Origin of the sequence: Pseudoalteromonas arctica A 37-1-2, assembly GCF_000238395.3 — a bacterium.
In the GTDB taxonomy this organism is placed as follows: domain Bacteria; phylum Pseudomonadota; class Gammaproteobacteria; order Enterobacterales; family Alteromonadaceae; genus Pseudoalteromonas; species Pseudoalteromonas arctica.
On the sequence record NZ_CP011025.1, the window covers coordinates 2,170,978 to 2,183,035 of the forward strand.

A 12,058-nucleotide genomic window follows, 5' to 3' on the forward strand; every position below is an offset into this window, starting at 1 on the left:
TAATACCACCCTATTAATTTTTATCTGAGCTTCTTATACCTAGTTACCAAGCACCTTGGCAGGATCTACGCGCGTTGCTTGCCATGCAGGATAAATAGTGGCAAGTATCGCAAGCACAAACGTAACAATCACTGTAATACCAATGTCTTCGAGTACTAATTTACTTGGTAAAAACTCTATAAAATAAACGCCCTCAAGTGGATTGGCTCCAAAGAATTGGCTTATCCACGTAAAAAGCTCACTTATATTAAGCGCTAATACCACGCCAATTAGTGTTCCTAGTGCCACGCCTACAAATGCTTGCATTAAGCCCTGCATTACAAAGGTGGCTAAAATAGTACTGTCTTTCGCGCCCATGGTTTTTAAAATTGCGATATTGCCTTGTTTTTCGCGTACTTCCATCACTAAAGAGGACACAATATTAAAACTGGCTACCGCTATAATTAAAAACACCACAATATAAACAATGGTACGTACCATTTGAATATCTTGATAAAGGCTGCCTTGGGTTCTGAACCAACTAGAAATATACACGTAGTCGTCAATAGTTTGGCCCACTTTTAGCGCTATTTGGTGCGCCGAAAACACATCATCAACACTTAACCGCAGCCCTGTTACTTGAGTTTCATCGTAACCCAATGTTTGCTGCGCTTTATTAAGATGTATAAATGCAGCTGTACTATCAATGGGGCCTCCCATTTCTATAACACCTGCAAGGTTAAGTGTTACGCGTTTAGGCGCTAATAATGACTGACCTTTTTGGCCTATTTGCGGAATAAGTAACGTAATGTTGTCGCCTACTTTTGCATCTAACTGTTTTACTATTTGCTTACCTAAAATTACATCGTCAAGGCCTAACTGACTCACTAATTTACCACTGGTAAACTGGTTTACCGCCGATACATTACTCTCGAGCGATGGCTCAACACCTCGAATTTCTATCGCTTTTAGCTGGCTTTTATATTGCGCCATCCCATTCACTGCAATAAATGGCGCAGCCCCTGTTACATGCGGTTGTGTTTGTAAATCCTCAACTTTTTGCGACCAATTCGCGATGGGTCTACTTGGTGCTACATATTCAACCTGCGGCACAACACTTAGCAATCTATGTACTAGTTGCTGCTCAAAACCATTAATTACCGACAGCGCCACAATTAAAACCGCGACACCTAATAAAATACCAATAGTCGACGCTTTAGCGATAAAACTAACAAAGCCGTTTTTTTCATCTTTGTGGCCTGAATAGGCTCTAAAACGTTTACTTAAAAATGCACTAAGCAACATGCTGCGACTCTTTAATAGCTAGTTTTCCATCGTCTAAATAAGCTATTTTGCCTAGCTTATCGGCAAGTTCTAAATCGTGTGTAACTACCACAAAACTGGTGTTTAAGCTTTGGTTAAGCTCATTTATTAAATCGTAAATTTTAATCGCATTTTGTTTATCTAAATTACCGGTTGGTTCATCAGCAAGCACAAGCGCAGGTTTAGTAACCAGCGCGCGGGCAATAGCCACGCGTTGGCGCTCTCCACCAGAAAGCGCAGACGGTTTATGCGAGCTGCGATGTGCAAGGCCTACTTTTTCGAGCATATCGAGCGCTTGAGCTTTGGCTTCTTTTGCACTCAAGCCTTTAATTAATAATGGCATAGCCACGTTTTCAACTGCGCTAAACTCCATTAATAAGTGATGAAATTGATAGATGAAGCCCAAATTTTGGTTTCTAAATGCGGCCTGCTCTGTTCGCGAAAGTTTTGCAACTTCTTGGTTTTTAATTTTAGCGCTACCTGAGCTTGCGGTATCTAATGTGCCAAGTATGTGTAAAAGCGTACTTTTACCAGAGCCAGAACTCCCCACAATAGCGAGCATTTCACCTTGCTGAAGCGCTAAATCAACGCCTTTTAATACTTCAACTTGGTTGCTGCCATCTTGATAAACCTTACTTAAATTTTCACAACTAATTACTAAATCATTCATAACGTAATACCTCTGCTGGTTTTACTTTTCCGGCTTTACGCGCAGGATATAAGGTAGCTAAAAAGCTCATAGCAATACTGGCAAACGCTATTATTACTAAACTCAAAATATCAAATTTTACCGGAAGCTCTATACCCGCCAGTAAGTTTAAGCCCACTAATGCAAGTAGCTCATTTATATATAAACTAAATATTACACCTAAAAATGCGCCTATTGCGGTACCAATTACGCCGTTATATAGGCCTTGCACCATAAACACTTTTTGCACTTGCGAAGGTGTTAAACCTAACGTTTGTAGTATGGCCACTTCACCTTGTTTTTCGCTTACCATCATGGTTAATGCCGATACAATATTAAATACAGCCACCAATACAATGAGGGCAAGCAACATAGACATAATGCGCTTTTCCATAGCAACGGCTGCAAATAGAGTACCTTGGGTACTGCGCCAATCACTATAATTATGATCTTGTAAAATACGCTGGCTTGCTTCAATAAACTCATCTAGTTCGAAAGGTTCGTGCAATGAAACACTTAAATTTGGGGCAGTGTTTTTATCCAGCTTTAATACCCGTTGTAGTGAAGCGCCACTCGTAAACGCAAGTGCCATATCTATCTCAGATCCGGTTTCGTATATTGCGGCAACTTTAAATAAACGCTGGCTGGGTACTCGCCCAAGTGGTGTATACGTTGAAGCATTAGGCATGATAACGCGAAGCTTATCACCCACGCTAACGCCTAATTTACGACTCAAATAACGGCTTATAGCAATGTTGTAATTTTTGTTTAATACAGTTTTCCAATCGCCTTGCACTATTTTATCGGTAATTTTATACAAAGAACCACTATCGTTATAAAGGCCTTGTAGTAAAACGCCGTGCAAGTCTTTATTTGTTTGCAAAATAGCTTCGCCGTGGCGATATAAGCTTACATGATCAACATAAGGAGATTGTTCGAGGTCGGTTTGTAGGGTGTTCATTTGGGTGGCAGTGTGTTTACCTGCGCTAACTTCAACATGCGGAATAAGTCCAAGCATATTGGTTTTTAGGCTATTTTCAAACCCGTTCATTACGCTGCTTACCGTAAATAATGCCATTAAACCAATAGCGATACCGGCAATAGAAAAAAACGAAATAAACGATATAAACGCATTTCCTTTAGAGGAGCGACTATATCTAAGCCCTATAAATAAGCTAACCGGTTGAAACATATTATTTTTAACACTTATCGTAAAAGTATTGAGCAATAGTAGCACGAAAAAAGTGCCTTTGGGTATGGCGTAAAATGTAAGAAATAATTTAAAAATCTGATACTTGGCTATATTTACAGCAATACGTGTTTAACCATTAATTCGCGGTTAAGTTTTCAGCCCTTTAACTAAATAATCGAGCAATACCCGTACATTAGTGGCCACAAACTGCCTTGGTGGATATACGCCCCATACCCCTTCTTGCTGTGGTTGATAGGGTGTTAAAATAGGCACCAATAGCCCTGAGTTAATTTCGTTTTCAATGTAGTAGTCTGGGAGCTGTACAATACCGAGCCCCTTTTTTGCGCCATCCACCAGCGCCCAACCACTATTACACTGTAGCCGCCCCGCTATTTTAATGTGTTTATCGCGCCCATTTTCGTTTACGCGCCAGTAGCTACTATTCCCAATTAAACATTCATGGCTGTTTAGCTCGCCTAAAGTATGCGGCTCACCAAATCGCGTTAAATACTGTGGTGCCGCGCACATAATAAAACGCCGCGCACTTAACCTACGCGCTTTTAAGCTCGAATCTTTTAAGTGCCCTAGCCTTATGGCTAAATCAAATCCGCCCTCTAATAAGTTTTCTTGCTCGTTACTTAGTGTTGCAACAACTTCTACCTCGGGATGATCCTTCATAAAATTATGCACTATAGGCATAATAAAGCTCTCTCCGTACATAACTGGTGCTGTGAGCTTTATTTTACCTTTAGGTGTGCTTTGTTGCTGAGCAAGGCCTTGAGTTGCTTCATCCATAGCGTGTTGTAAGTGCTTTATTTGATGTAAATACACTTCGCCTTCTTTGGTTAAAACCACTTTACGGGTTGTACGAGTTAATAGTTGTGTATTTAAACGTTGCTCAAGCGCTGTTACATGGCGGCTAATATGCGCAACCGAAAGCCCAAGCGTTTTTGCAGCCGCAGTAAAGCTGCCCTCCTCCCCTACAGCTATAAACTCATCTATTCCATTCCAACGCGCCATTATTACCATACTGTAAAAGTGTTTTAATAAAATTGAGATTATCATTATTTGAGAAACAAATACAATAAGCACATCACCCAAGCAAATTGGGTCTACAATTATTTTTTAATAGCCAGTTAAAGGAAATAAAACACATGTCTGAATTTATTAAATCAAAAGCTGCCATTGCTTGGGGTCCTAATCAACCACTTAGTGTTGAAGAAGTTGATGTGATGATGCCTAAAAAAGGCGAAGTAATGGTAAAAATTACCGCTACAGGTGTGTGTCATACCGATGCATTTACATTATCAGGCCAAGATCCTGAGGGCATATTTCCTGCTATTTTAGGTCACGAAGGCGCTGGTGTTGTCTATGCAGTTGGCGAAGGCGTAACGAGTGTTGAAGTTGGGGATCATGTTATTCCTTTATACACTGCAGAATGTGGCGTATGTAAAATGTGTACTTCAGGTAAAACTAACCTGTGTTCAGCCGTGCGCGAAACACAAGGTAAAGGCCTAATGCCAGACGGCACTACACGCTTTTTTAAAGATGGCCAACCAATTTATCACTACATGGGTACATCAACGTTCTCTGAGTACACTGTATTGCCAGAAATTTCACTCGCTAAAGTAAATAAAGAAGCATCACTAGAGGAGATTTGCTTACTAGGCTGTGGTGTAACAACAGGCATGGGCGCAGTTACCAACACAGCTAAAGTAAAGCCTGGCGACACTGTTGCTATATTTGGCTTAGGCGGTATTGGTTTATCTGCGATTATTGGCGCAAAGATGGCTGGTGCGGGTCGTATTATTGGTGTTGATATAAACACCACTAAATTCGATTTAGCTACAAAACTAGGTGCAACTGATTTAATTAATCCAAAAGATTTCGACAAGCCAATTCAAGAAGTTATTGTTGAAATGACAGACGGCGGCGTTGACTACTCGTTTGAATGTATCGGTAATGTTGACGTTATGCGCTCAGCACTTGAGTGTTGCCATAAAGGTTGGGGTGAGTCGGTAATTATTGGTGTGGCGGGTGCAGGCCAAGAAATATCAACCCGTCCATTTCAACTGGTAACTGGGCGTGTATGGCGTGGTAGTGCATTTGGTGGCGTTAAAGGCCGTTCACAACTTCCTGAAATTGTTGAGCGTTACATGGCAGGTGAATTTGCTCTTAGCGACTTTATTACTCATACAATGGGCCTTGAAGATATTAATGAAGCGTTTGATTTAATGCACGAAGGCAAAAGTATTCGTACAGTCATTCATTACTAATAAACTGCATTCGTAAAATAGCTTATTAATAAGCCGTAATACTTTTAAGTTTACGGCTTTTAAGGATTAAGTATGTTAGAAAATATCTCAAGTGTAAAAGTGTCTGGCGGTTGGCATAAACAATATACTCACAGCTCGCAAAGTACACATAGCACTATGCGCTTTGCCGTATTTTTACCACCTGGCGCAAGTGAGACAAACAAAGTACCGGTACTTTATTGGTTATCGGGTTTAACCTGTACAGACGAAAATTTTATGCAAAAAGCCGGTGCATTTAAAAAAGCAGCAGAGCTGGGTATTGCTATTGTAGCGCCAGACACTAGCCCGCGTGGCGAGAACGTACCTAATGAAGACAGCTACGACTTTGCACAAGGCGCAGGCTTTTACGTAAATGCCACGCAAGCTCCTTACAACACTCATTTTAATATGTACGATTATGTTGTTAGTGAATTACCAGCATTGATTGAACAACATTTTCCAATAACAAGCACAAAAGCAATTAGTGGTCACTCTATGGGCGGACACGGTGCATTAATGGCTGCACTTAAAAACCCGACTGCGTTTGTAAGTGCCTCGGCTTTTAGCCCTATTGTAAATCCGATTGAATCCCCTTGGGGTGTAAAAGCATTTACTGGTTATTTAGGAAATGATAAAGCGCTTTGGGCACAATATGATAGCTGCGAGTTGATGAAAAACGCAGAGCAAGCTCATTACTTACCCATGTTAGTGAGTCAAGGTGATGCTGATGGCTTTTTACAAGAGCAACTTAAGCCTGAAAACCTAGTCGCTATTGCTGATAAAAAAGGCTACCCGCTTACACTTGAAATGCAAGCAGGCTACGATCATAGCTACTTTTTTATAAGCAGCTTTATTGACCAACACTTATTATTTCATCATCAGTTTTTAACTGCATAGGCTCATTAGTGTGTAGGGATGACTTTTCTAACTCTACACACTCTTTCAATACTTTACTCACTTGCCTGCATACTTGTACCGTATTGTTATTGCCCTTACCTTTAATAAATTCAACTATAGCCATATCGGCTTCAACACCGAGTTTAGTAAAGCTAAAGCCCTCTTTATCTTTTACAACAGGCCCCGCATTTACTGGGCCAGGTTGAGAGCGCGCTGCCCCATCTAAAATTATACCCGCAGCAGCGCAACCAATTAATACATTTGAAAATAGAATAATCAATAAAGTACGCATTATTAACCCCACCAATATAATTACCTAAATTATATACAATTTTAAAAATAGCATTGTAAAAAAATGTAAGCCTTAGTGATTAAATTCACGTATGAACTCTTTAATAAAACCAATTAATTGCAATATAAATATAATTAAAAAAGGAAGCGCTCCAATAATAGCAACGCTTCTGTTTAATGGTTCATTGTTTTGTACTAACAAAACAAAAGCGCATAAACCTAGTGCAAACGACCAAGCATACAAGCTCCATGTTTGAGCTTCACTTGCACCACTTAATTGGCGAATAACCAAAACAGCAGAGTCTGCTGATGTGGCTACAAAAATGAGTAGAAGCAATAAACTTGACCAAATTAATAGACCGCCTTGCCAGCCTAATTGCTCGAAAAATACAAACAGCCCTTGCGTATAATCGGCTTTAATAGCCTCTAAAATGCCTGCATTGTGAGTTTGATCCCACGCAATTGCAGAGCCCGAAAACACACTAAACCATATAATAGTCACAAAGGTTGGTACAAATACGACACCTAAAATGTATTGCCAAACCGGCCGTCCTTGGCTAATTTTTGCCAAAAACACACCAACAAACGGGCCCCAAGCTAACCACCAAAAATAGTAATTGTATGTCCAACCTGTTGCCCATGCTGGGTCATTAAGTACGCTTTCAAACTGCCATGTTCCTGTGGTTATGAGCTGAATGTAACCCCATGTACCGCCTATTGCTATGTCTATAATTGGCTCTATAGGCACAAAAATTAATAGCCATGCTATAAGTGCAAATGCTAAAAACACATTAAATTTACTAAGAGTTTGAATTCCTTTTTTAAGCCCCAACTTTGCAGAGATAGTATAAAGCAGCGCAATTAAACAAATTATAATAAACCCCGAAAATAAAGCCGATTCAACCCCTAGCTCAAGCTCGAGCCCCTTACGCAGTAATAAAGTTGAATTAGCAATTGTGCCCACGACACCAAAAAATATTGCAAGTATGGCAATTAATTTAATGCTAAAGCTCAGCTGTAACTGCCAAGCCCGATTAATAACGCCTTTAGTTGCACTGATCACAGGAGCACTAATATCGCCCGCTTTACCACTATTGCGAGTAAGCCCACCTAATACCAAGCCAAATACTGCATAGAGCGCCCATGCATGCGCGCCCATGCATGCGCGCCCCAATTAACTAAGGTAAGCGCCAAACCACTTGTTTGGTGGTTGGGATACAAGCTTTGCTTTAAAGGCGAGTTAACCGTGTGTAGTGCAGGCTCTGCTACTCCCCAAAATATAAGTCCTGAGCCCATTCCTGCTGCAAACAACATAGAAAGCCAACCAAAGGTACTAAACTCAACAAGTGCTTGCGCTCCTCCTATTTTTCGTTGCCCTAATGGGCTTATAGCAATAGCTATCACAGAAAAAAGTAACAAGTTTACCAATATAAAAAATGGCGACCCTAAATAACCTAAAATTTTATTAATAGCGGGTTGTAAGTGCTCTGTGAGTAATTCAGGAAATAAAAAAGCAATAACAGATAACCCAACGCAAAATAGTAAGGCTGTTTTTTCAAGCTTAGTGGGTGTGCTTAATGCTTTATTTAAAGGCAAGAGATTCACATAGGTGTCTTTTAGTCTGGATAAAAGAATACGGGGCTTTAAAACTCAGATCAAATTAACTATTGCGTAAAATAGTAATAAAAACATGTAAAAGTTTCCTCAATAATTCTTGTTAAATACAGGTATTAACAATAACTCATTGATTAATAGTCATTTATGCCATGGCTTACTGTTTGCTTATTATTAACAAAGTTAACCAGCACAGGTTCAATAATGGAAATTGATTTACAGTGGAATGAAATCATCGATAACTTAATACACTTAGGTATTGCATACCTACTTGCACTACCCATGGCTTACGACAGAGAGCGTAGTAATGATGGCGCAGGCCTTCGTACCTTTCCTCTTGTTGCTGTTGCATCGTGTGGGTATGCATTAATTGCTATGTCGGTTTTAGATGGCGCAGAAGCTCAATCAAAAATGTTGCAAGGCATCATTACTGGCATTGGTTTTATTGGCGGTGGCGCAATTTTGAAAAATAACAAATCAACCTCCGGCACAGCAACCGCTGCAAGTATTTGGAATATGGGCTTAATTGGTATAGCTGTAGCCTACAGCCGCTACGAAATAGCAATTTTACTTGCCATTATTAATTTTATAACGCTGAGGTATGTAAAAAAATTCAAGTAAATTCAATATAGTTAACGTTCAGATTAGCGAATAAACCTGTACGGTAATTAAGCTTAATATTAAATAACGATATTCCTAATGAACAGGGCTATAAGGAATGGCGGCAGTGTGCCATGAGCTGACATTTGTAGTGGTCAATAAAATTGAAGATTCTTAATGTATGAAGTCAAGATTTGACCCCATTCGCTCAAAGCAATATGTTTATAGATGGTAAAGCAACAACGGATTTATTAGAAAAACTACTCTCAGATAGCCAACAAGTAAAAAATAAATACTTTAGCAAGGGCGTGTATTATGCGTTGATATAAGTTATATCAAGGTGGGGATACAAGGATGAAGTGGCAATTTGTATTTCACATATATAACAGTAGCCTTTAATCGCATATCTCTCCAAGTATTGAAAACCGTATTTTTCCTGATAAAACAATCCCACTCAATACTAGTAAACAAATCTTTTTCATTAGAATACTTCTCAATTAAGCCACTTGCGGACTTTATACATTGAAACGTCTTAAAGTTAGAATGGCAACTAATAAAGTCGGGAATCATTAAAAAATCTAATGGTGCACTGTATTCAGAAGTCTTAGAGTGTACTTCCTCAATTAAACTATTCAATAACTGAAAATCATTTTTCAAAACCACGAATCCATTTTATCTAATTGAACGAAGATATTAAGCTTACTAGTAATAAAGCCTTTTATTATGCTCATAATAACATCACAAAGTAATAGTTAAAACATAATTATAAATGTCATTAGAAATAACTTAAGTATTAGTTTAAAATGTAAAACCAGCAATATAGGACTATCTACCCGCTAAGTGGCAGGTATCAGAATATTATATGATCAAGGAGTAGTAGTTATGAAAAAGGTTTTTATCTGTTTGGCTATGCTGACATTCGTATCAGCACAGGCAAAAAGCGAAAACTCAATAGTAAATCTGGCAAAGAAAAATGGATTTCATACATGTTTACCGCAATTAAAGATTTCTTCAGAATTTATAATTAACGACAAGGTACACTCTACGCATTCTTTTTGGAATCAAGAAGACCCTGATAACAGCACTTATTCATCATTAAGTGTAAAGGATTACAGTGATGGCGATTCTCATGTGATCGTAGCTGCTGCACAGACATCGAGTGGGAAATGTGACACGTTTTACGTTGAAACATTCGTTTTGACAAAATCTTGCACGGTTGCTCGTGAAGAAACCTTTACTAATTTAAAGTACGCAGGCCAATTAAACCAAAATACACTTTTACTTCAGAATGACTCTAAGAGCGTAAATGTGTATCTTACACCCCAAAATGACTCACTCTGCCTAGTATCAAAAAAAGAAAGTCTGTATCAGAACTAAAAGCCCTTAACTGCGGGGACGGGTAACTCTCCGCTTATAGAGCCTCACTACCCCCAGCCTAGCGTTCGGCCTGTGCATCCTAATAGACTGCGTTACAACGCCCTCTACGCAATACTCATCGAATGACGTAAGCTTTACGGGTTTGTACTCTGGGCACGATGACAATAGTTGGTTGTTCTTCAAATCAGCTATTTTACAAACAAACAGTCCATTAAGGCACGCGACAATTATGTCGTAGTTCTTAACGTCCTGCGCTCTATCAATTATCAAGATGTCACCATCAAATATCCCCATGCCCTCCATGCTTCGCCCACTGGCAATGCCCATGAACGTAGAGTTTTTAACTAAGGATTCATCAATACTGTTTTCGAGCCCTCTAACGTTGGGGCCCATCTCGACGTTCTGAACAAGCATATAATAATTCCAATGATTCAATAAGAGTATTGGCATTATTATAGAACAACACTGTATATACGTACAGTTAAGTTGTAAGCTTATATTACATGTAGAATGAGCTTAGCTTATACTACAATCAGGTGATTTATAATAATTTAGCTTAAATCTAAAACATACACTAAACAGAATGGAGAAGCTGCGATTGAACATAGATAAACTAAAACAACTAAAAAACGATAATACTCTCGAAAAAGTTGTGCTTGTGACATGTGAACGGGGCTTTAGTGGAGTAAGACGCCACATAAACGTTTTAATAAAAAAAGGTGATGAAACAACCAACTTTAATACGTTTTATGACGATAATGAAGCATATGAGTTTATTATCAATTGGGCTTCTGAAACCGGTGTTGAAATAACAGAAAGGAATGTGGAAATTTTTGAAAGTGTTTTCCGCCCATTTAATAATAAGTCGTTACCTGATGATACTGTCATTTGGAAGTATATAGACCTTAGCAAGTTTATTTCACTCATTTCCAATCACTCTCTATGGTTTGCTAGGTTAGATTACAATTGGGGCGTCGACCCTTTTGAAGGGAAAATACCAAAGGCTCAATGGGAAATGATGAGGAATGATATTATGAAGACAAATTACGCCCCACAATTTGTCGGAAATAATAAATATCAATTTGGGGGGCTAAAGAAGATGGCATGACACAAATACCCCATGAGGATGTGATAGAAAAAAACATTGAACTTCAAAAGTCTTTGCACGAAAATACCGTATATAACTCATATATTACATGTTGGAATGTGAGCCCCAATGAGTCTTATCATATGTGGAAACTTTATTGCAATCATCATAATGGGATCGCGATTAAATCTACGGTTGGTCGGTTAAAAAATGCGCTAGGTGAAAATAAGAATTATACGATTATTGGGGGGCTCGTAGAGTATTTAGATTATAAAACTGGGGTGCCAAAAGTGTCTGGAAATATTCTAACCCCTATATTTTGTAAGACTTTACCATATTCGTTTGAAAATGAATTTCGTCTGTGCTTGTGGGACAGTGGCTACTCGAATGATGTAATAGATGACAAAGCCCCCTACTCTATGGATTCGAAAGAAATCAAAAAAAATATTAATAAATATAGACCAGGGTATAAAGTACCCTTAGATTTGGAACACCTAATTATGGAAGTAGTGGTGTCCCCCCACTCGGAACCATGGTTCCACGACCTAATTAACTCAATTTTGGGGGAGCAACGTACATTTACAACTTCTCTGAGTAAAATTAGTGCAAAAAAAGTAACTACCTCTGACATGAAATTATAATTATTCAAGTCAAAAACTAATCGCGTCGACCTATAAGCCTATTACTATCGTAATAGGCGGGTGCGCCCTTATTAT

At 38.9% G+C, this 12,058-nt stretch carries 14 protein-coding genes; 6 read left to right on the forward strand and 8 right to left on the reverse strand.

Going from position 1 to position 12,058, the window contains the following annotated elements; translation table 11 throughout:
• Window positions 1-39: 39 nt before the first annotated feature.
• From PARC_RS09715 to PARC_RS09730, 4 genes are all read right to left on the reverse strand, one after another.
• Window positions 40-1,284, reverse strand: coding sequence for a lipoprotein-releasing ABC transporter permease subunit (locus PARC_RS09715; RefSeq protein ID WP_010554467.1), 1,245 nt, complete (start codon window positions 1,282-1,284; stop codon window positions 40-42).
• Entirely contained in the window at window positions 1,274-1,972 is a 699-nt protein-coding gene (gene lolD / locus PARC_RS09720) for a lipoprotein-releasing ABC transporter ATP-binding protein LolD (protein WP_007375330.1), read from the reverse strand. The genes PARC_RS09715 and lolD overlap by 11 nt, the downstream gene beginning before the upstream one ends.
• The gene (locus tag PARC_RS09725) at window positions 1,965-3,182 is read right to left on the reverse strand and encodes a lipoprotein-releasing ABC transporter permease subunit (RefSeq protein WP_033012910.1); all 1,218 of its coding nucleotides are present in this window, start codon (window positions 3,180-3,182) and stop codon (window positions 1,965-1,967) included. Before PARC_RS09725 ends, lolD begins: the two co-directional genes overlap by 8 nt.
• Window positions 3,183-3,329: 147 nt before the next feature.
• The gene (locus PARC_RS09730; protein WP_193435292.1) at window positions 3,330-4,202 is read right to left on the reverse strand and encodes a LysR family transcriptional regulator; all 873 of its coding nucleotides are present in this window, start codon (window positions 4,200-4,202) and stop codon (window positions 3,330-3,332) included.
• Window positions 4,203-4,336: 134 nt separating this feature from the next.
• Between PARC_RS09730 and PARC_RS09735 the strand changes: the two genes are divergently transcribed.
• Together PARC_RS09735 and fghA are read left to right on the forward strand one after the other, a co-directional pair.
• Window positions 4,337-5,458, forward strand: a complete 1,122-nt coding sequence (locus PARC_RS09735; protein WP_007375333.1) for an S-(hydroxymethyl)glutathione dehydrogenase/class III alcohol dehydrogenase — start codon at window positions 4,337-4,339, stop codon at window positions 5,456-5,458.
• A gap of 72 nt (window positions 5,459-5,530) precedes the next feature.
• Window positions 5,531-6,373, forward strand: a complete 843-nt coding sequence (gene fghA, locus PARC_RS09740) for an S-formylglutathione hydrolase (protein WP_010554464.1) — start codon at window positions 5,531-5,533, stop codon at window positions 6,371-6,373.
• Here the strand turns inward: fghA and PARC_RS09745 are convergent.
• The 3 genes from PARC_RS09745 to PARC_RS21775 all read right to left on the reverse strand — a co-directional run bounded on the left by PARC_RS09745 (window position 6,327) and on the right by PARC_RS21775 (window position 8,269).
• A complete protein-coding gene (locus PARC_RS09745; RefSeq protein ID WP_010554463.1) occupies window positions 6,327-6,665 on the reverse strand; it encodes a hypothetical protein in 339 nt (112 codons plus the stop codon). The genes fghA and PARC_RS09745 overlap by 47 nt on opposite strands.
• Before the next feature lie 72 nt (window positions 6,666-6,737).
• Entirely contained in the window at window positions 6,738-7,823 is a 1,086-nt protein-coding gene (locus PARC_RS09750; protein WP_238142538.1) for a BCCT family transporter, read from the reverse strand.
• Window positions 7,775-8,269 carry a BCCT family transporter gene (locus tag PARC_RS21775; protein ID WP_238142540.1) on the reverse strand — a complete coding sequence of 165 codons (495 nt, stop codon included), beginning with the start codon at window positions 8,267-8,269 and terminating at the stop codon, window positions 7,775-7,777. The genes PARC_RS09750 and PARC_RS21775 overlap by 49 nt, the downstream gene beginning before the upstream one ends.
• A gap of 213 nt (window positions 8,270-8,482) precedes the next feature.
• Between PARC_RS21775 and PARC_RS09755 the strand changes: the two genes are divergently transcribed.
• Together PARC_RS09755 and PARC_RS09765 are read left to right on the forward strand one after the other, a co-directional pair.
• Complete coding sequence (locus tag PARC_RS09755) at window positions 8,483-8,899, forward strand: MgtC/SapB family protein (RefSeq protein WP_024590122.1); 417 nt, start codon at window positions 8,483-8,485, stop codon at window positions 8,897-8,899.
• Between the two features lie 861 nt (window positions 8,900-9,760).
• Window positions 9,761-10,255, forward strand: a complete 495-nt coding sequence (locus PARC_RS09765; RefSeq protein ID WP_010554461.1) for a hypothetical protein — start codon at window positions 9,761-9,763, stop codon at window positions 10,253-10,255.
• Between the two features lie 6 nt (window positions 10,256-10,261).
• On the opposite strand, the gene PARC_RS09770 is transcribed toward PARC_RS09765, so the two are convergent.
• The gene (locus PARC_RS09770) at window positions 10,262-10,669 is read right to left on the reverse strand and encodes a LexA family protein (protein ID WP_010554460.1); all 408 of its coding nucleotides are present in this window, start codon (window positions 10,667-10,669) and stop codon (window positions 10,262-10,264) included.
• A gap of 184 nt (window positions 10,670-10,853) precedes the next feature.
• Between PARC_RS09770 and PARC_RS09775 the strand changes: the two genes are divergently transcribed.
• Both PARC_RS09775 and PARC_RS09780 read left to right on the forward strand, forming a co-directional pair.
• Window positions 10,854-11,363 carry a hypothetical protein gene (locus tag PARC_RS09775; RefSeq protein WP_010554459.1) on the forward strand — a complete coding sequence of 170 codons (510 nt, stop codon included), beginning with the start codon at window positions 10,854-10,856 and terminating at the stop codon, window positions 11,361-11,363.
• Window positions 11,360-11,983 carry a DUF2971 domain-containing protein gene (locus PARC_RS09780; protein WP_010554458.1) on the forward strand — a complete coding sequence of 208 codons (624 nt, stop codon included), beginning with the start codon at window positions 11,360-11,362 and terminating at the stop codon, window positions 11,981-11,983. Before PARC_RS09775 ends, PARC_RS09780 begins: the two co-directional genes overlap by 4 nt.
• Window positions 11,984-12,058 lie beyond the last annotated feature (75 nt).